The 18262-nt window shown below is 41.0% G+C and carries 20 protein-coding genes; 18 read left to right on the top strand and 2 right to left on the bottom strand.

Annotated features, from left to right (window positions below):
• The first annotated feature begins 45 nt into the window (after positions 1 to 45).
• The 5 genes from rplA to SK629_RS07950 all read left to right on the top strand — a co-directional run bounded on the left by rplA (position 46) and on the right by SK629_RS07950 (position 4335).
• Positions 46 to 735: a 50S ribosomal protein L1 gene (rplA, locus tag SK629_RS07970; RefSeq protein ID WP_001085675.1), complete on the top strand. Its 690-nt coding sequence runs from the start codon at positions 46 to 48 to the stop codon at positions 733 to 735.
• 429 nt (positions 736 to 1164) lie between these two features.
• Positions 1165 to 1923: a class I SAM-dependent methyltransferase gene (locus SK629_RS07965; protein WP_042901363.1), complete on the top strand. Its 759-nt coding sequence runs from the start codon at positions 1165 to 1167 to the stop codon at positions 1921 to 1923.
• 86 nt (positions 1924 to 2009) lie between these two features.
• Positions 2010 to 2522 (top strand): adenine phosphoribosyltransferase, encoded by a 513-nt coding sequence (locus SK629_RS07960; protein WP_001049318.1) that lies wholly within the window; start codon positions 2010 to 2012, stop codon positions 2520 to 2522.
• Between the two features lie 182 nt (positions 2523 to 2704).
• Positions 2705 to 3649: a homoserine O-acetyltransferase MetA gene (metA, locus tag SK629_RS07955; protein WP_042901362.1), complete on the top strand. Its 945-nt coding sequence runs from the start codon at positions 2705 to 2707 to the stop codon at positions 3647 to 3649.
• Between the two features lie 8 nt (positions 3650 to 3657).
• A complete protein-coding gene (locus SK629_RS07950; RefSeq protein ID WP_042901361.1) occupies positions 3658 to 4335 on the top strand; it encodes a DnaD domain-containing protein in 678 nt (225 codons plus the stop codon).
• A 252-nt stretch (positions 4336 to 4587) separates the two neighbouring features.
• Here SK629_RS07950 and SK629_RS07945 read toward each other — a convergent pair whose 3' ends face one another.
• Complete coding sequence (locus tag SK629_RS07945; RefSeq protein WP_042901360.1) at positions 4588 to 5754, bottom strand: IS30 family transposase; 1167 nt, start codon at positions 5752 to 5754, stop codon at positions 4588 to 4590.
• Between the two features lie 222 nt (positions 5755 to 5976).
• Between SK629_RS07945 and tpiA the strand changes: the two genes are divergently transcribed.
• The 11 genes from tpiA (at position 5977) to whiA (ending at position 14923) form a co-directional block, all read left to right on the top strand.
• On the top strand, positions 5977 to 6735 hold the full coding sequence (gene tpiA / locus SK629_RS07940) for a triose-phosphate isomerase (RefSeq protein ID WP_042901359.1): 759 nt from the start codon (positions 5977 to 5979) through the stop codon (positions 6733 to 6735).
• A gap of 33 nt (positions 6736 to 6768) precedes the next feature.
• Positions 6769 to 8283, top strand: coding sequence for a choline binding-anchored murein hydrolase LytC (lytC, locus tag SK629_RS07935; RefSeq protein ID WP_080710261.1), 1515 nt, complete (start codon positions 6769 to 6771; stop codon positions 8281 to 8283).
• A 234-nt stretch (positions 8284 to 8517) separates the two neighbouring features.
• Positions 8518 to 9036: a Dps family protein gene (locus SK629_RS07930; protein WP_042901358.1), complete on the top strand. Its 519-nt coding sequence runs from the start codon at positions 8518 to 8520 to the stop codon at positions 9034 to 9036.
• 130 nt (positions 9037 to 9166) lie between these two features.
• Positions 9167 to 9673: a dihydrofolate reductase gene (locus SK629_RS07925; RefSeq protein ID WP_042901357.1), complete on the top strand. Its 507-nt coding sequence runs from the start codon at positions 9167 to 9169 to the stop codon at positions 9671 to 9673.
• Positions 9673 to 9843, top strand: coding sequence for a hypothetical protein (locus tag SK629_RS07920; protein ID WP_042901356.1), 171 nt, complete (start codon positions 9673 to 9675; stop codon positions 9841 to 9843). The genes SK629_RS07925 and SK629_RS07920 overlap by 1 nt, the downstream gene beginning before the upstream one ends.
• A gap of 36 nt (positions 9844 to 9879) precedes the next feature.
• Positions 9880 to 11112, top strand: a complete 1233-nt coding sequence (clpX, locus tag SK629_RS07915; protein ID WP_025169664.1) for an ATP-dependent Clp protease ATP-binding subunit ClpX — start codon at positions 9880 to 9882, stop codon at positions 11110 to 11112.
• Between the two features lie 8 nt (positions 11113 to 11120).
• Positions 11121 to 11708: a ribosome biogenesis GTP-binding protein YihA/YsxC gene (gene yihA, locus SK629_RS07910; RefSeq protein WP_042901355.1), complete on the top strand. Its 588-nt coding sequence runs from the start codon at positions 11121 to 11123 to the stop codon at positions 11706 to 11708.
• 10 nt (positions 11709 to 11718) lie between these two features.
• Positions 11719 to 12099, top strand: coding sequence for a RidA family protein (locus SK629_RS07905; protein WP_001140420.1), 381 nt, complete (start codon positions 11719 to 11721; stop codon positions 12097 to 12099).
• 51 nt (positions 12100 to 12150) lie between these two features.
• The gene (gene rapZ, locus SK629_RS07900; RefSeq protein ID WP_042901354.1) at positions 12151 to 13041 is read left to right on the top strand and encodes an RNase adapter RapZ; all 891 of its coding nucleotides are present in this window, start codon (positions 12151 to 12153) and stop codon (positions 13039 to 13041) included.
• Positions 13038 to 14015, top strand: a complete 978-nt coding sequence (locus tag SK629_RS07895; protein ID WP_042901353.1) for a YvcK family protein — start codon at positions 13038 to 13040, stop codon at positions 14013 to 14015. Before rapZ ends, SK629_RS07895 begins: the two co-directional genes overlap by 4 nt.
• A complete protein-coding gene (whiA, locus tag SK629_RS07890; RefSeq protein WP_042901352.1) occupies positions 14012 to 14923 on the top strand; it encodes a DNA-binding protein WhiA in 912 nt (303 codons plus the stop codon). Before SK629_RS07895 ends, whiA begins: the two co-directional genes overlap by 4 nt.
• Positions 14924 to 15415: 492 nt before the next feature.
• On the opposite strand, the gene SK629_RS07885 is transcribed toward whiA, so the two are convergent.
• A complete protein-coding gene (locus SK629_RS07885) occupies positions 15416 to 16384 on the bottom strand; it encodes an NAD(P)/FAD-dependent oxidoreductase (RefSeq protein ID WP_042901351.1) in 969 nt (322 codons plus the stop codon).
• Positions 16385 to 16637: 253 nt separating this feature from the next.
• On the opposite strand from SK629_RS07885, the gene cdaA reads away from it, so the two are divergent.
• Both cdaA and SK629_RS07870 read left to right on the top strand, forming a co-directional pair.
• The gene (gene cdaA, locus SK629_RS07875; protein WP_042901349.1) at positions 16638 to 17495 is read left to right on the top strand and encodes a diadenylate cyclase CdaA; all 858 of its coding nucleotides are present in this window, start codon (positions 16638 to 16640) and stop codon (positions 17493 to 17495) included.
• Positions 17482 to 18246 carry a YbbR-like domain-containing protein gene (locus tag SK629_RS07870; RefSeq protein ID WP_042901348.1) on the top strand — a complete coding sequence of 255 codons (765 nt, stop codon included), beginning with the start codon at positions 17482 to 17484 and terminating at the stop codon, positions 18244 to 18246. The genes cdaA and SK629_RS07870 overlap by 14 nt, the downstream gene beginning before the upstream one ends.
• Positions 18247 to 18262: the final 16 nt, after the last annotated feature.

Genomic DNA, 18262 nt, shown 5'->3' with positions numbered 1-18262 from the left:
GTGGGAGATGAAAATCGATTGAACCACTTACAAGGAGAATAGAAAATGGCTAAAAAAAGCAAACAACTTCGTGCTGCTCTTGAGAAAATCGACAGCACAAAAGCATACAGCGTAGAAGAAGCTGTAGCACTTGCAAAAGAAACTAACTTTGCAAAATTTGACGCAACTGTAGAAGTTGCTTACAACTTGAACATCGATGTTAAAAAAGCTGACCAACAAATCCGTGGAGCAATGGTATTGCCAAACGGTACTGGTAAAACTTCACGCGTTCTTGTTTTCGCACGTGGTGCAAAAGCTGAAGAAGCAAAAGCTGCTGGTGCAGACTTTGTTGGTGAAGATGACCTTGTTGCTAAAATCAACGATGGTTGGTTGGACTTCGACGTAGTTATCGCCACACCTGACATGATGGCTCTTGTTGGACGTCTTGGACGTGTCCTTGGACCACGTAACTTGATGCCAAACCCTAAAACTGGTACTGTAACAATGGATGTTGCTAAAGCAGTTGAAGAGTCTAAAGGTGGTAAAATCACTTACCGTGCTGACCGTGCAGGTAACGTTCAAGCAATCATCGGTAAAGTATCATTTGAAGCTGAAAAATTGGTTGAAAACTTCAAAGCTTTCAACGAAACAATCCAAAAAGCAAAACCAGCTACAGCTAAAGGAACTTACGTAACAAACTTGACTATCACAACTACTCAAGGTGTTGGTATCAAAGTTGACGTAAACTCACTTTAATCAGTAGTTTATACAGAGAAAACGAGTACGAAAGTGCTCGTTTTTTAGGTACACGTCCATTCCGTTCATCTGAGGTACAACTCCTCTTTGGGGCCATCTATTAGTGAACCTGTTAGCGATTCTCAAGTCTGACGCTGGAAATAAGAATCGGCAGAGGAAGGGATAGCGAAATCGTGCCTCTACGAATAGGAAGGTGAAGGTTCATACAGCGGATGAAGATGAGGGCAATTCCAAAGTACAAAAAATAGTCGTAATCCATACGTGTAAATGATGGGAGGAGTTGAATTTGAACTAGAGAGGTGATTAATAGATTTATGCTCCAGTCATGGCAGCTTGTGTGCTTTTGATTCTAGTTTATCAAATAATAGATTAGAATTGTCAGATAATATCATTTTATGTTATAATGAAGAAAAAAACAGAGGTGTTCAAATGTCAGAAGCAGGTCATAAGTTTTTAGCAAAATTGGGGAAAAAACGCTTACGTCCAGGTGGAAAACGTGCTACAGATTGGTTAATTGCGGAAGGAGGATTTTCAAAAGAAAAGAGAATACTAGAGGTTGCGTGTAATAGGGGAACTACAGCAATTGAGTTGGCACAGCGTTTTGGTTGTAAGATAACTGCTGTTGATATGGATGGACAAGCTTTAGAAGTGGCTAAAAAATCTGCTGCAACGGCAGGTGTTGGTCATTTGATCAGGTTTGAAAGAGCAAATGCAATGAAACTTCCTTATGAAGATGCTAGTTTTGATATTGTTATAAATGAAGCTATGCTGACTATGCAAGCCGATCAAGCTAAGAAAAAATGTGTAATGGAGTATCTAAGGGTTTTAAAACCTGGAGGTCTTCTCTTGACACATGATGTGCTTCTTAAGGAAGCTAGAGAGTCTGTCAGACAGGAATTGTCACAAGCAATTCATGTAAATGTAGGTCCTTTAACTCAAGATGGTTGGGAACAGGTGATGATAGAATCAGGTTATCGTGATGTGAAAGTATTGACTGGTGAAATGACCTTAATGAAATTATCAGGTATGATTTATGACGAAGGTTGGCTAGGAACTTTGAGAATTTGTATAAATGCTTGTAAAAAGGAGAATAGAAAGCAGTTTTTAACGATGTATAAAATGTTTGCTAAGAATAAACAGAAACTGGGCTTTATTGCCATGGCTAGTTATAAATCATCAAATCGTTAGATAATTATTGAAGTTAACTTTTCCTTTTTTCTTTCTTAAAAAATATGCTATAATAGAGAGTAAAAAACTTTGAAAGAAAGAAAAAGATGAATTTAAAAGATTACATTGCAACAATTGAAAATTATCCAAAGGAAGGGATTACCTTCCGTGATATCAGTCCTTTGATGGCTGATGGGAATGCTTATAGCTACGCTGTTCGTGAAATCGTTCAATATGCTACTGACAAGAAAATCGATATGATTGTAGGACCTGAGGCTCGTGGCTTTATTGTGGGCTGTCCAGTCGCTTTTGAGTTGGGAATTGGTTTTGCGCCTGTTCGTAAGCCAGGTAAATTGCCACGCGAAGTTATTTCTGCGGACTATGAAAAAGAGTACGGTGTTGATACCTTGACAATGCACGCAGATGCCATCAAGCCAGGTCAACGTGTTCTTATCGTAGATGACCTCTTGGCAACAGGTGGAACTGTTAAGGCAACTATTGAGATGATTGAAAAACTTGGTGGTGTTGTAGCAGGTTGTGCCTTCCTTGTTGAATTGGATGAATTGAACGGCCGTGAAAAAATCGGTGACTACGATTACAAAGTTCTCATGCATTATTAATGAAAAACAGTCCCTAGGGCTGTTTTCTCTACATTAGGATATAAAAATAGACTATAGCTAGTTAGAGAAAAACTATAATTGAAAACTATATCTTCTTACAGTATAATAAAGGGAACAAGTGTTTGAGTTTTAGTTTCAAACACAAGTAATTATTCCTGAAAGAGTACAGTTAGGAGAGGGTTATGCCGATTCGAATTGATAAAAAATTACCAGCTGTTGAGATTTTACGGACAGAGAATATCTTTGTCATGGATGATCAACGTGCGGCCCACCAAGATATCCGTCCCTTGAAGATTTTAATCTTAAATCTTATGCCACAGAAAATGGTGACAGAGACTCAGTTATTGCGCCATTTGGCCAATACACCCCTACAACTGGACATTGATTTTCTCTATATGGAGAGCCATCGTTCTAAAACAACTCGTTCAGAACACATGGAGACATTTTATAAAACCTTCCCAGAAGTCAAGGATGAGTATTTTGATGGGATGATCATCACGGGTGCTCCAGTTGAGCATTTACCATTTGAGGAAGTGGACTATTGGGAGGAATTCAGTCGGGTGCTTGAGTGGTCTAAGAACCATGTCTATTCGACTCTTCATATCTGTTGGGGTGCTCAGGCGGGGCTTTATCTGCGCTATGGAGTGGAAAAATACCAGATGGACAGTAAGTTATCGGGTATCTATCCTCAGGACACCTTAAAGGAAGGTCATCTTCTTTTTAGAGGCTTTGACGATAGCTATGTATCCCCTCATTCACGGCACACGGAGATTTCTAAGGATGAGATCTTAAACAAAACCAATCTCGAGATTTTATCAGAAGGTCCTCAGGTTGGGGTTTCGATTTTGGCCAGTCGTGATTTACGAGAAATTTATAGTTTTGGGCATTTGGAGTATGACCGTGATACCTTGGCAAAAGAGTATTTTAGGGATCGTGATGCAGGTTTAGACCCACATATTCCAGAAAATTACTTTAAGGATGATGATGTCAATCAGACACCTTGTCTTTGTTGGTCTTCATCAGCAGCCCTCTTTTTCAGTAACTGGGTAAACTATGCAGTCTATCAGGAAACCCCTTTTGACTGGAGAAAAATTCAAGATGATGCATCTGCTTTTGGGTATTTATAAGAGGAATTATGACATATTTAGACGCTTTTAAATCAGGGAACTTGGTTTTACCGAGTGCCCTGCTCTTGCATTTTAAGGAACTCTTTCCTTCTAGCGACGATTTTCTGGTCTGGCAATTTTTCTATTTGCAAAATACGACAGGTTTGGATGAAATGTCGCCAAGCCAGATTGCTGAAAGGATTGGCAAGGAAATTTCGGATGTCAATCAGGCCATTTCCAATCTGACGGAGAGAGGACTCCTTCAGTATCGAACGATCGAATTGAATGGCGAAATTGAATTGCTTTTTGATGCTAGTCTAGCCTTGGAACGTTTGGATGACTTGCTTGGAGTTGCTCATTCAAGTTCAGTCCAGCTGACACCTCAAAACCAGCTTAAGGATTTGGTGGAAACTTTCCAGCAGGAGTTGGGGCGCTTATTGACTCCTTTTGAAATTGAGGATTTGACCAAGACACTAAAGGAAGATGGAACCAGTGCTGACTTGATTAAGGAAGCTCTTCGTGAAGCTGTTTTGAATGGGAAACCAAACTGGAAGTACATTCAGGCTATTTTGAGAAACTGGCGCCATGAAGGTATCAAAGGTGTGGCTCAAATCGAGGCTAAGCGAGCAGAGAGAGAAGCAAGCAATCCTCAGTCGACACAAGTATCTGCAGATTTCAGAAATGCCATGGATCTTTGGAAGGATTAAGGTAAATTCCCAAACTAAGTTCCACCGCTAATCCAAGTGGAAGTTAGTCTGATAAAAATTCTAAAAACCAGTGGAAATCCGTGTCAGGGTAAGTTCCACTGGTTTTAATCATGCTTGATTTTATTGCTTTTGTAACCAAACTGAATCGAAAAAAAGAGCGCACAAAATCCTCTCATCTGAAAGCGTTTCAGATTAAGTTCCGCTATGGTGGAAGTTAGTGTGAGACGTTTGAATGGGGTTGAAGATTAGTTTTTAGATTTTATGTTGGAGTAATTTTGAAGACTGACAGACGTCTTCTGCAGGTATTTTAGAAATGCCGAGAAGCTTAGGAATCTCTTCTCCATAAGTAAAGGCAAAGAGTTCATAGGCTGACTTTCCATTCAAAGCAGCCCGTTTGACGCTGTTGACATGAGAGCAGACGAGATTGATGTCCTCTTGAGTTAAGTTGTCAAAAGAAGTTCCCTTAGGTAGAATGTCACGAATCAGCGTGTGATTTTTCTCAATTCTCCCTTTCTGGTCAGAGCGATTAGGGTCACAAAAGAAGAGTTTACTCTCTCCTCGCACATCCATTTCGATATCATCAACCCTGGCAAACTCTCCACCATTATCGGTAAGAATGACAGGAAAGAGTTGGAAGAAATCTTTGTCAGCTTGGTGAAGAGTGTTCTTGATGGCATAGAGGTGTTTGGTAACCTCAAGGGCAGTTTTATTATCCAGAAGCCTAGCGAAGATAAAGTTACAGAAAGACAGGTTGAAGGTAAGTAGGACTTTACCTCCCATCCTGCCCAGAACTGTGTCCATTTCCAGCCAAGAGTCTAGTTGATTAAGGACTAAATAGTTTTGGAAATCCTCATAGGAACGGCCTTTTTTAGCTTCTTTAGGGATGGAAGGTAGTTTACTTTTCCGTCTTTCTTTGAATTTAACGGCTCTGGCAAGATCAATCGGAGCGATAGATAGGTATCCTTTTCGGATATGTCGATAGACAGTTGAGGAGCTGACATCAAGATTGTGAGTTTTGAGGATATGATAGATGTGTTGTCCCTTTTTAACACCATCAGAAATGACTTTGTCCATGTCCCAGAAGGTCTTAGAATTAAGGGGAGTGCCTTCACGAGCCTCAACAAGAGTTTGTTCGTATTGTTTTTGAGCTTGTTTAGCAAGGTAGAAAATTTTTTTAAATCCACAATTTTGTCTTCTTTTAGGACATCCATTACAGACAAAGGGAGCCTTATCGAGTAAAGGGCAGGGAAGGTTATCACACGTAGACTCTCGGACTTGTCTGTTTCGTTTGACTTCTTTGGAGACAGTGGTCGGGTCTTTTAGAATGGATTGTCCAATAGCTTTGAAGGTTTCACCGCGCTCTAAGCCTAATTGGATATCATTACGGTCTGAAAGGGTAAGGTGTTTATGTTTTGTCATAGTGAGCCTCATTTCTAACTCAAACGTCTCACACTTAATTCCACCATAAAAATCCGTTTTAGACTAATTTCCACTTCGGCAAGTCAAGTGGAAGTTACTTTGAGAAGTTACGTTGGAAGGATTAATACATGTCAGCAGGCTTGAAATTCTAGTAAGATTTGCAAGCTGTGTATAATTGTGATAAAATAAATAGAAAATAAATTGAAAAAAGAGGTATGTGAAATGTCACGTAAACCATTTATCGCTGGTAACTGGAAAATGAACAAAAATCCAGAAGAAGCTAAAGCATTTGTTGAAGCAGTTGCATCAAAACTTCCTTCATCAGATCTTGTTGAAGCAGGCATCGCAGCTCCAGCTCTTGATTTGACAACTGTTCTTGTAGCTGCAAAAGGCTCAAACCTTAAAGTTGCTGCTCAAAACTGCTACTTTGAAAATGCAGGTGCTTTCACTGGTGAAACAAGCCCACAAGTTTTGAAAGAAATCGGTACTGACTACGTTGTTATCGGTCACTCAGAACGCCGTGACTACTTCCATGAAACTGACGAAGATATCAACAAAAAAGCAAAAGCAATCTTTGCAAACGGTATGCTTCCAATCATCTGTTGTGGTGAGTCACTTGAAACTTACGAAGCTGGTAAAGCAGCTGAATTTGTAGGTGCTCAAGTATCTGCTGCATTGGCTGGTTTGACAGCTGAACAAGTTGCTGCATCAGTTATCGCTTATGAGCCAATCTGGGCTATCGGTACTGGTAAATCAGCTTCACAAGACGACGCACAAAAAATGTGTAAAGTTGTTCGTGACGTTGTAGCTGCTGACTTTGGTCAAGAAGTTGCGGACAAAGTTCGTGTTCAATACGGTGGTTCTGTTAAACCTGAAAACGTTGCTTCATACATGGCTTGCCCAGACGTTGACGGTGCCCTTGTAGGTGGTGCGTCACTTGAAGCAGAAAGCTTCTTGGCTTTGCTTGACTTTGTAAAATAATCAGTAGCAAAAGCTAGGTGGAACAGCATTCGAATGCTTGTTCCATTTTTTATAGGAGAGGAAAGATTGAAAACAAAGATTGGAAAAATTGGATTAGCAAGTATCTGTTTACTCGGCTTGTCAATTAATCATGTCGCTGCAAATGAAACTGAAGCTTCAAAAACTTCGCAGGATACAAGGACAGTTTCAAGTAGTTCAGAGCAAAATCAGTCTTCTAATAAAACTCAAACGAGCGAAGGAGTAAAGACCAATGCTTCTGCCCACTGGGATGGGGATTATTATGTAAAGGCTGATGGTTCCAAAGCCAAGAGTGAGTGGATTTTTGATAACTACTATAAGGCTTGGTTTTATATTAAGTCAGACGGACGTTATGCTCAAAACGAGTGGCAGGGCAATTACTACCTGAAATCAGGTGGTTATATGGTCAAAAATGAATGGGTTTATGATAATGCCTACAAGAATTGGTTTTACCTGAAGTCTGATGGCTCTTATGCTAATCAAGAATGGCACTCTGTTGGAGGTAAATGGTACTATTTTAAGAAATGGGGCTATATGGCTAAAAGCCAATGGCAGGGAAGTTATTTCCTAAATGCTCAAGGTGCCATGATGCAAAATGAATGGCTCTATGATCCAGCCTATTCGTCTTACTTCTATCTCAAGTCTGATGGCTCTTATGCTAATCAAGAGTGGCAAAAGGTAGACGGAAAGTGGTACTATTTCAAGAAGTGGGGTTACATGGCTAAAGATGAGTGGCAGGGTAACTACTATTTGACAGAAAGTGGTGCTATGGCGACTGGTGAATTAGTCATGAATGATGCTCGCTATATTTTTTCTGACTCAGGTGAGTTAAAAGAAAAGAAAGACCTGAATGTTGGCTGGGTTCACCGAAATGGCAGACGTTATTTCTTTAACCATCGTGAAGAACAAGTTGGGACTGATCAAGTAAAAAAAGTTATTGATGTCAGTGAGCACAATGGTCGTATCAGTGACTGGAAAAAAGTCATTGATGATAATGGAGTAGATGGAGTCATTGTTCGTTTGGGTTATAGTGGAACTGAGGATAAGGAATTGGCTTATAATATCAAGGAGTTAAACCGTCTTGGAATTCCTTATGGGGTTTACCTCTATACTTATGCTGAAAATGAAACTGATGCTGAGAATGATGCCAATCAGACTATTGAACTCTTGAAAAAATACAATATGAACTTGTCATATCCTATCTACTATGATGTTGAGAACTGGGAATATGTCAATAAAACAAAGAGAGCTCCAAGTGATACTGGAACCTGGGTCAAGATTATCAATAAGTATATGGCAACAATGAAGCAGGCTGGTTATCAAAATGTGAAAGTTTATAGCTATCGTCAACTCTTGCAAACTCGTTTGAATCATCCAGATATTTTACAACATGTCAACTGGGTTGCAGCCTATACAGATGCGCTTGATTGGAATAATCCTCATTATTCGGGAGAAAAAGGATGGCAATATACTTCATCTGAATACTTAAAAGGAATTCGTGGTCGTGTCGACGTCAGCGTTTGGTATTAAGATATAAAGTTGAGAAAGGAGTGTGCAAGAAATTTGCATCCTCTTTTTCTTTGTTTTACTGAAGCGAAGGGGTATGAAATTTAATCAAAAAATCTCTAAATAATTCTTAAATTATCAGTCTATTGCAACTTTTCTCATGTGAGTCTTTTGGCTTGCTATTGGTTTTTTTAGTAGTATACTAAGGTAGTAATCATTAAGCAGTGGTTACAAAAAATAATGAATGAGGTAAAAACAATGGTAGAATTGAAAAAAGAAGCAGTAAAAGACGTAACATCATTAACAAAAGCAGCACCAGTAGCATTGGCAAAAACAAAGGAAGTCTTGAACCAAGCTGTTGCTGATTTGTATGTAGCTCACGTTGCCTTGCACCAAGTGCACTGGTACATGCGTGGTCGTGGTTTCCTTGTATGGCATCCAAAAATGGATGAGTACATGGATGCTCTTGATGGTCAATTGGATGAAATCAGCGAACGTTTGATTACACTTGGTGGAAGCCCATTCTCTACATTGACAGAGTTCCTTCAAAACAGTGAAATCGAAGAAGAAGCTGGTGAATACCGAAATGTTGAAGAAAGCTTGGAACGTGTTCTTGTTATCTACCGTTACTTGTCAGAACTTTTCCAAAAAGGTTTGGATGTTACTGATGAAGAAGGTGACGATGTGACGAACGGTATCTTTGCAGATGCTAAAACTGAAACGGACAAAACAATCTGGATGCTTGCAGCAGAACTTGGACAAGCACCTGGTTTGTAAGAAATAATATCAACATATATAAATCTGTAGGAATTTTCTTACAGATTTTTTCTATCTTGTAAGCTATCCCAAACCAGTCTTTTTTTGAGTTTTTTGATAAAATAGTACTATCAGTAAAAAGGATGGAAGCATGACTAAGAAAATCGTAGCTATTTGGGCCCAGGATGAAGAGGGTGTGATTGGTAAGGACAATCGTCTGCCTTGGCATTTACCAGCAGAATTGCAACACTTTAAAGAAACAACTCTGAATCATGCTATCTTGATGGGGCGTGTGACCTTTGATGGAATGGGACGTCGTCTGCTTCCAAAACGGGAGACCTTGATTTTGACACGTAATTCGGAAGAAAAGCTAGACGGAGTTGCTACTTTTCATGATGTCCAGTCTGTCTTGGACTGGTATCAGGGTCAAGACAAGAATCTCTATATTATTGGTGGGAAGCAGATTTTTCAGGCTTTTGAACCCTATTTGGATGAAGTAATTGTCACTCAAATCCATGCTCGGGTGGAGGGAGATACCTATTTCCCTGAAGAGTTTGACTTGTCCCTTTTTGAGACAGTTTCAAGCAAATCCTATACTAAAGATGAGAAAAATCCTTATGATTTTACCATCCAATACCGCAAGAGAAAGGAAGTCTAATGGAGCGTAGTATATTTGGTTTTTTCACAGCCATGCTGTGTTTGGTCTGCTTGCTTGCAGGAGCACAGGCCTTTCGTAAAAAGCGTTATGGACTTTCTGTCCTGCTCTTGTTAAATGCCTTTACCAATTTGGTCAATAGTATCCATGCTTTTTACATGACCTTATTTTAGATAGAATGATAGTATAGAATAGAACGGAAGGAAATCATGCCTACAACTAGGAATAATGATATGATGGTTTATTGCTCATTTTGTGGCAAAAGCCAAGAAGAAGTACAAAAAATAATCGCTGGCAATAACGCTTTTATCTGTAATGAATGCGTGGAGTTAGCCCAGGAAATCATTCGGGAAGAGTTGGCGGAAGAAGTCTTGGCAGACTTGTCTGAAGTTCCAAAACCAATTGAACTCCTCCATATCTTGAACCACTATGTTATCGGTCAAGATCGTGCCAAACGTGCCTTGGCAGTAGCAGTATATAACCATTACAAACGCATCAATTTCCACGATACGCGTGAAGAGTCAGAAGATGTGGATTTGCAGAAGTCAAACATCTTGATGATTGGCCCAACTGGTTCAGGGAAAACTTTCCTTGCTCAGACCTTGGCTAAGAGCTTGAATGTACCTTTTGCGATTGCGGATGCAACAGCTCTTACTGAGGCTGGTTATGTAGGTGAGGATGTGGAAAATATTCTCCTCAAACTCTTGCAGGCTGCTGACTTTAACATCGAACGTGCAGAGCGCGGGATTATCTACGTGGATGAAATTGACAAGATTGCTAAGAAAAGCGAGAATGTATCTATCACACGTGACGTTTCTGGTGAAGGGGTGCAACAAGCCCTTCTCAAGATTATCGAGGGAACTGTTGCCAGCGTACCGCCTCAAGGTGGACGTAAACATCCACAACAAGAGATGATTCAAGTGGATACCAAAAATATCCTCTTCATCGTGGGTGGTGCCTTTGATGGTATTGAAGAAATCGTCAAACAACGTCTGGGTGAAAAGGTTATCGGCTTTGGTCAAAACAACAAGGCGATTGACGAAAATAGCTCCTACATGCAAGAAATCATCGCAGAAGATATTCAAAAATTTGGTATTATCCCAGAGTTGATTGGACGCTTGCCTGTTTTTGCTGCTCTTGAACAGTTGACAGTAGATGATTTGGTTCGCATCTTGAAAGAGCCAAGAAATGCTTTGGTGAAACAATATCAAACCTTACTTTCTTATGATGATGTCGAGTTGGAATTTGACGACGAAGCCCTTCAAGAGATTGCCAATAAAGCCATCGAACGCAAAACTGGTGCGCGTGGTCTTCGCTCTATCATCGAAGAAACCATGTTAGATGTTATGTTTGAAGTACCGAGTCAGGAAAATGTGAAATTGGTCCGCATCACTAAAGAAGCTGTCGATGGAACGGATAAACCAATCCTAGAGACAGCCTAGAGGTGACTATGGAACTTAATACACACAATGCTGAAATCTTGCTCAGTGCGGCCAATAAATCCCACTATCCGCAGGATGAACTACCAGAGATTGCCTTAGCAGGGCGTTCAAATGTTGGTAAGTCCAGCTTTATCAACACCATGCTCAATCGCAAGAATCTCGCTCGTACATCAGGAAAACCTGGTAAAACCCAGCTTCTCAACTTCTTTAATATCGATGACAAGATGCGCTTTGTGGATGTGCCTGGTTATGGCTATGCCCGTGTTTCTAAAAAGGAACGTGAAAAGTGGGGGCGCATGATTGAGGAGTACCTAACGACTCGGGAAAATCTTCGTGCGGTAGTCAGTCTAGTTGACCTTCGTCATGACCCGTCAGTAGATGATGTGCAGATGTACGAATTTCTCAAGTATTACGAGATTCCGGTTATCATCGTTGCGACCAAGGCGGACAAGATTCCTCGTGGTAAATGGAACAAGCACGAATCAGCAATCAAAAAGAAATTAAACTTTGACCCAAGTGATGACTTCATCCTCTTTTCATCTGTCAGCAAGGCAGGGATGGATGAGGCTTGGGATGCAATCTTAGAAAAATTGTGAGGAAAAGAAAATGGCAAAAACAATTCATACTGATAAGGCTCCAAAGGCTATCGGACCATATGTTCAAGGAAAAATCGTAGGCAACCTTTTGTTTGCTAGTGGTCAAGTTCCTCTCTCTCCTGAAACTGGGGAAATCGTTGGAGAAACGATCCAAGAACAGACAGAACAAGTCTTGAAAAATATTGGTGCTATTTTGGCAGAAGCAGGAACAGACTTTGACCATGTTGTCAAAACAACTTGCTTCTTGAGCGATATGAACGACTTTGTTCCTTTTAACGAGGTTTACCAAACGGCCTTTAAAGAGGAATTTCCAGCTCGTTCAGCAGTAGAGGTAGCTCGTCTTCCTCGTGATGTCAAAGTCGAAATCGAAGTCATCGCAGAGATTGGATAAGCTAGTTGAAGTTTGGTTCTGCCAAACTTCTTTTGATATAAGGAGAAAAAGATGACAAAGAAACAACTTCACTTGGTGATTGTGACAGGGATGAGTGGTGCAGGGAAAACCGTGGCCATTCAGTCTTTTGAGGATCTAGGTTATTTCACTATTGATAATATGCCTCCAGCTCTCTTGCCTAAGTTTTTGCAGTTGGTGGAAACAAAGGAAGATGACCATAAGTTGGCCTTGGTGGTGGATATGCGTAGTCGTTCTTTCTTTTCAGAGATTCAAGCTGTTTTGGATGAGTTGGAGAACAAGGAAGAACTGGACTTTAAAATCCTCTTTTTGGATGCAGCTGATAAGGAATTGGTCGCTCGTTACAAGGAAACCAGACGGAGTCACCCACTAGCAGCAGACGGACGGATTTTAGACGGAATCAAGCTAGAGCGCGAGCTCTTGGCACCTTTAAAAAATATGAGCCAAAATGTGGTGGATACGACTGAACTCACTCCGCGTGAGCTGCGTAAAAGCATTGCAGAGCAGTTTTCAGATCAAGAGCAAGCCCAGTCTTTCCGTATCGAAGTCATGTCTTTTGGCTTTAAATATGGAATCCCGATTGATGCGGACCTAGTCTTTGATGTGCGCTTTTTGCCAAATCCATATTACCTTCCAGAATTGAGAAACCAAACGGGTGTGGATGAACCTGTTTATGATTATGTCATGAACCATCCTGAGTCAGAAGAATTTTATCAACATTTGTTGGCCTTAATTGAGCCTATTCTGCCAAGTTACCAAAAGGAAGGTAAGTCAGTTTTAACCATTGCCATGGGTTGTACGGGTGGGCAACACCGTAGTGTGGCCTTTGCTAAACGCTTGGCGCAGGACTTATCCAAGACTTGGCCTGTCAATGAAGGACATCGTGACAAAGACCGAAGAAAGGAAACGGTAAACCGTTCATGAGAAAACCAAAGATAACGGTGATTGGTGGAGGGACTGGGATCCCCGTCATTCTAAAAAGCCTGCGTGAAAAAGATGTGGAAATCGCTGCTATCGTAACGGTGGCAGATGATGGTGGTTCATCAGGTGAACTCCGAAAAAATATGCAGCAGTTGACACCACCAGGCGATCTCCGCAATGTCCTTGTAGCTATGTCGGATATGCCTAAGTTTTATGAGAAAGTCTTTCAGTATCGCTTTTCTGAAGATGCAGGAGCCTTTGCTGGCCATCCATTGGGCAATCTCATCATTGCTGGTCTGTCAGAAATGCAGGGTTCGACCTATAATGCCATGCAGTTACTGAGTAAATTTTTCCATACAACAGGGAAAATTTATCCTTCCAGCGACCATCCTTTGACCCTGCATGCAGTCTTTCAGGATGGGACAGAAGTGGCTGGAGAGAGCCATATTGCAGACCATCCAGGCATGATTGACCATGTTTATGTGACCAATACTCTCAACGATGATACGCCTCTGGCTAGCCGTCGAGTGGTGCAGACCATTCTTGAAAGTGACATGATTGTCCTTGGACCTGGTTCACTCTTTACCTCGATTTTACCTAATATCGTGATTAAAGAAATCGGGCAGGCGCTTTTGGAAACCAAGGCAGAAATTGCCTATGTCTGCAATATTATGACCCAACGTGGGGAGACAGAACACTTTACAGATAGTGATCACGTGGAAGTCTTGCATCGTCATCTTGGCCGACCTTTTATCGATACTGTCTTGGTGAATATTGAAAAAGTACCTCAGGAATACATGAATTCCAACCGGTTTGATGAATACTTGGTGCAGGTGGAACATGATTTTGCTGGTCTTTGTAAGCAAGTTCCGCGCGTGATTTCATCCAACTTCCTCCGTCTGGAAAATGGTGGTGCCTTCCACGATGGGGATTTGCTCGTGGATGAGTTGATGCGGATTATACAGGTGAGAAAATGAGTTTCACAGTAGCAGTAAAAGAAGAAATTCTAGGTCAGCACCATCTAAGCCGGCATGAATTATCTGCCATTATCAAGATGTCTGGTAGCATCGGTCTCTCGACTTCGGGCTTGACCTTGTCCGTCGTGACAGAAAATGCCAAGCTGGCTCGTCACCTCTATGAGTCCTTTCTTCATTTCTATGAAATCAAATCAGAAATTCGCCACCACCAACGGAGCAATCTTCGCAAGAATCGGGTCTATACTGTCTTTACTGATGAAAAGGTGCAGGATTTATTGAGTGATTTGCACTTGGCCGACTCCTTCTTTGGTCTGGAAACAGGTATTGATGGGGCGATTTTATCAGACGAGGAAGCAGGCCGTGCCTATCTCTGTGGTGCTTTCTTGGCAAATGGCAGCATTCGTGACCCTGAATCAGGTAAGTACCAGTTGGAAATCAGTTCTGTTTATCTGGATCACGCGCAAGGGCTTGCCTCTCTTCTTCAGCAGTTTTTACTGGATGCCAAGGTGCTTGAGCGCAAGAAGGGAGCTGTTACCTATCTCCAGCGTGCCGAAGATATTATGGACTTCTTGATAGTCATCGGAGCTATGCAGGCGCGTGATGATTTTGAGCGAGTAAAGATTTTGCGAGAAACTCGTAATGACCTCAATCGGGCCAATAATGCCGAGACAGCTAATATCGCTCGGACAGTTTCTGCCAGCATGAAGACCATCAACAATATCAGTAAAATCAAAGATATCATGGGTTTAGAAAATCTGCCAATGGATTTGCAGGAGGTAGCGCAGTTGCGGATTCAGCATCCAGACTACTCTATCCAGCAGTTAGCAGATAGTCTCAGCACACCTCTGACCAAAAGTGGTGTCAACCACAGACTCAGAAAGATAAATAAATTAGCCGATGAACTATAAAGATATTCTCCCTTGAATTATCAGTGTGATTGGTTTATTCTATTTTTCTGATGGCTTGATATCGCTAACTTATAAAATATCAACCTGTTTCTTGACAATTGAATAGAGTATGTGAGATAATAAAGGGGAATTGAGAAGTTCTAGCATTTTAGTGCTAACAGAAATCCCCTCGGTACTGCAATACCGAGGGGATTTTTTCTGGGTTAGATAGCACTAACCAGGAAGGTTACTTGTCGAAGTGATCGTCTAACCAACGAGTCACCAGCCATGAGATGATACTCTCGATGACTGCGATAAGCACTATTTTGAGAAGTTCTAGCATCTGTAATACCTCCTTTTCCAAGGCGTATTGTTAGTGCCGTTCTTATTATATCACATGTTTTATCAGTTTGATAGGCATTTTTATTTTTGCTAAAAAAGGGAAAGATATGAGCTAACAAGATTGTAGATGAACTATAAAACCACGAATCCTATGTGACTCGTGGTTCTTTTTTATAAACTAGTAGAGTGTTTTGGTTGTACTTTTTGCTCAGGGTCGATATAGTTGATGGCGTTGTTAACAGCGGTTGGTGCTTCTCCAAGTCCTGTCGCAATCAAGTCAATTTTTCCGTCATAGTAGCAACAGTCACCGATAGCGTAGATTCCAGCTTGGCTAGATTCTTGTTTGCTGTTGACGATAATCTTGTGGCGGTTGAGGTCAAGGCCCCAGTTTTTAAGGTTACCGACAGAAGATTTGAAGCCATAGTTGACAAAGAGGTGATCTAAGTCAATCGTTTCGGTTTCATCAGATTTGACTTTTGTGATTTCAAGTTTATCGAGCGTTTTTCCATCTCCAAGGAGTTGGCTAGGGACGAATGGTGTCTTGATAGTTACAGATGATTCTTGCAAAGCTTGGACACTGTGTTCCAAGGCACGGAAATTATCTCTGCGGTGAACAAGGGTAGTTGGTGCGATTTTTTCAAAAGCCAAAGCCCAATCCACAGCTGAGTCTCCTCCACCAAGAATCGTTACTTTCTTACCAGCGTATTGCTGAATGTTGGAAACGTGGTAGTGGATATTTTCATAGCCCTCAACCCCTTCAAGTTCCAGCGGACGTGGTTTGAAGGCACCTCCACCCATAGCAATGATAACTGTTTTAGTCAGGTGACTTCCTTTAGAAGTTGTGATGACAAAGCCTTGATCTTGTTTTTCAATTTCAAGAACTGTTTCATTGAGATGAATAGGGGTATCAAAGCTGTTTAGCTGTTCAATCAAGCGCTTAGTCAACTCTTCTCCAGTCAGGTTTGGGAAACCTGGGACGTCTAGGATTTCCTTTTCAGGATAGAGAATAGCAGGTTGTCCACCTAGCTGGGGAAGAGAGTCGATGATTTGGACCTTGGCTTGACGTAGGTGGGCATAAAAGGCCGCAAAAAGCCCGACTGGACCACCACCTACAATGGTAATATCATAGAGTTGAGACATGGTTTCTCCTTTGTTTTTTCTAGTCATACTCTTTGAAAATCTCTTCAAACCACGTCAGCTATATCTGGAACCTCAAAACAGTGTTTTGAGCAACCTGCGGCTAGCTTCCTAGTTTGCTCTTTGATTTTCATTGAGTATCAGTTTATTTTATCATATTTTTTCTTTAATTTAAAATGAAGTAGGATAGGGGAAAAAATGTCAGAAAAAATGGTATAATAGAAAGGAACGTGTTTGGACAGAGAGGAGACAGCAGATGAACTTTCAACAATTATCCAATCTGCAATATTGGACTAGCTTGTTTTCTAGTCCTTGGAGTATTGCCATCAATTTGTTTGATATTTTGATTGTGGCCTATGTTTTATATCGTTTTACAAAAGCGATAGCTGGTACTAAGATTATGATTTTGGTGCGTGGGGTCGTGATTTTTGTATTAGCCCAGGTTGTAGCCAATATCCTTGGTTTAACAACGATTTCTTGGTTGATTAATCAGATTATCACCTATGGGGTTATTGCTGCGGTTGTTATCTTCTCTCCAGAGATTCGGACTGGTTTGGAACGTTTGGGAAGGGCGACAGATTTCTTTTCTACTAGTCAAATTAGTGCAGAAGAGCAAATGATTCGTGCCTTTGTCAAGTCAGTTGAATATATGAGCCCTCGTAAGATTGGTGCCCTGGTTGCCATCCAACGAGTTCGCACCTTGCAAGAATACATTGCGACAGGAATTCCCTTGGATGCCAAAATTTCGGCAGAACTCCTCATCAATATTTTTATTCCTAACACTCCCCTACATGATGGTGCTGTAATTATCAGAGAAAATCGGATTGCGGTGACTTCTGCCTATCTGCCTTTAACAGAAAGGACAGGGATTTCCAAGGAATTTGGGACCAGACACCGGGCTGCTATTGGTTTATCAGAAGTGTCGGATGCCTTGACCTTCATCGTTTCAGAGGAAACAGGTGGTATTTCTATTACCTACAATGGGGTTTTCAAGCATGATTTGACGATTGAAGAATTTGAAGCAGAGCTACGAACAATTCTTTTGCCAGCTGTTGAGGAAAAAGTCAGTTTCAAGGACCGTTTGCTAGGAGGTTGGAAAAATGAGAAAAAATAGTCTATATATTATTTCATCTCTCTTTTTTGCTTGTGTCTTATTTATCTATGCAACATCGACCAATTTTCAAAATAATAATACTGTAAGGCAGGTCAAATCGGAAACCTACACCAATACGGTAGCAAATGTTCCTATAGACATTCATTATGATAATAGTCAATACTTTATTAGTGGTTTTGCTTCAGAAGTTTCAGTTGTGCTGACAGGTGCCAATCGTGTGACTTTGGCGAGCGAAATGCAGGAAAGTACTCGTAAGTTTAAGGTTACAGCGGATTTGACAGATGCTAGTGTTGGAACGATTGAAGTTCCCTTGAACATTGAAAATCTTCCAAGTGGATTGACCGCTGTGGCAACGCCTCAAAAGATTACAGTGAAAGTTGGGAAGAAGGTTAAGAGAGATGGGATGCTTGTTGTGCCACAAGTTGACCAAAGCCAGATTGATCCCAAGCTACAAATTGATAGTGTAACCGTGTCAAATGAACGCGTTTCGGTCACAACTGACCAGGAAACATTAGCGAAGATTGACAAAGTTATTGCGCTTTTACCAACCAGCGAACGGATTACAGGTAACTATAGTGGTTCGGTACCTTTGCAGGCAATCGACCGCAATGGGGTTGTCTTACCAGTAGTGATTACTCCATTTGACACAACAATGAAGGTCACTACAAAACCAGTAGCACCAAGTTCAAGCACAAGCAGCTCGTCGGAGACATCTTCGTCAACGAAAGCAACTAGTTCAAAAACGAATTAAAAATAGAAAAAGGATT

Source organism: Streptococcus mitis (assembly GCF_000722695.1).
GTDB classification, from domain to species: Bacteria; Bacillota; Bacilli; order Lactobacillales; family Streptococcaceae; genus Streptococcus; species Streptococcus mitis_O.
This window is presented reverse-complemented; position numbering and strand designations above follow the sequence as displayed.

Bases quoted from the DNA above. Each gene is read 5' to 3' on its own strand.
- SK629_RS07930 (WP_042901358.1), top strand. From the start codon at position 8,518: ATGGTAGAATTGAAAAAAGAAGCAGTAAAAGACGTAACATCATTAACA.
- metA (WP_042901362.1), top strand. From the start codon at position 2,705: ATGCCGATTCGAATTGATAAAAAATTACCAGCTGTTGAGATTTTACGG.
- cdaA (WP_042901349.1), top strand. From the start codon at position 16,638: ATGAACTTTCAACAATTATCCAATCTGCAATATTGGACTAGCTTGTTT.
- SK629_RS07960 (WP_001049318.1), top strand. From the start codon at position 2,010: ATGAATTTAAAAGATTACATTGCAACAATTGAAAATTATCCAAAGGAA.
- lytC (WP_080710261.1), top strand. From the start codon at position 6,769: ATGCTTGTTCCATTTTTTATAGGAGAGGAAAGATTGAAAACAAAGATT.
- SK629_RS07925 (WP_042901357.1), top strand. From the start codon at position 9,167: ATGACTAAGAAAATCGTAGCTATTTGGGCCCAGGATGAAGAGGGTGTG.
- SK629_RS07885 (WP_042901351.1), bottom strand. From the start codon at position 16,384: ATGTCTCAACTCTATGATATTACCATTGTAGGTGGTGGTCCAGTCGGG.
- rplA (WP_001085675.1), top strand. From the start codon at position 46: ATGGCTAAAAAAAGCAAACAACTTCGTGCTGCTCTTGAGAAAATCGAC.
- SK629_RS07905 (WP_001140420.1), top strand. From the start codon at position 11,719: ATGGCAAAAACAATTCATACTGATAAGGCTCCAAAGGCTATCGGACCA.
- whiA (WP_042901352.1), top strand. From the start codon at position 14,012: ATGAGTTTCACAGTAGCAGTAAAAGAAGAAATTCTAGGTCAGCACCAT.
- SK629_RS07965 (WP_042901363.1), top strand. From the start codon at position 1,165: ATGTCAGAAGCAGGTCATAAGTTTTTAGCAAAATTGGGGAAAAAACGC.
- tpiA (WP_042901359.1), top strand. From the start codon at position 5,977: ATGTCACGTAAACCATTTATCGCTGGTAACTGGAAAATGAACAAAAAT.
- yihA (WP_042901355.1), top strand. From the start codon at position 11,121: ATGGAACTTAATACACACAATGCTGAAATCTTGCTCAGTGCGGCCAAT.
- SK629_RS07870 (WP_042901348.1), top strand. From the start codon at position 17,482: ATGAGAAAAAATAGTCTATATATTATTTCATCTCTCTTTTTTGCTTGT.
- SK629_RS07895 (WP_042901353.1), top strand. From the start codon at position 13,038: ATGAGAAAACCAAAGATAACGGTGATTGGTGGAGGGACTGGGATCCCC.
- clpX (WP_025169664.1), top strand. From the start codon at position 9,880: ATGCCTACAACTAGGAATAATGATATGATGGTTTATTGCTCATTTTGT.
- rapZ (WP_042901354.1), top strand. From the start codon at position 12,151: ATGACAAAGAAACAACTTCACTTGGTGATTGTGACAGGGATGAGTGGT.
- SK629_RS07920 (WP_042901356.1), top strand. From the start codon at position 9,673: ATGGAGCGTAGTATATTTGGTTTTTTCACAGCCATGCTGTGTTTGGTC.
- SK629_RS07945 (WP_042901360.1), bottom strand. From the start codon at position 5,754: ATGACAAAACATAAACACCTTACCCTTTCAGACCGTAATGATATCCAA.
- SK629_RS07950 (WP_042901361.1), top strand. From the start codon at position 3,658: ATGACATATTTAGACGCTTTTAAATCAGGGAACTTGGTTTTACCGAGT.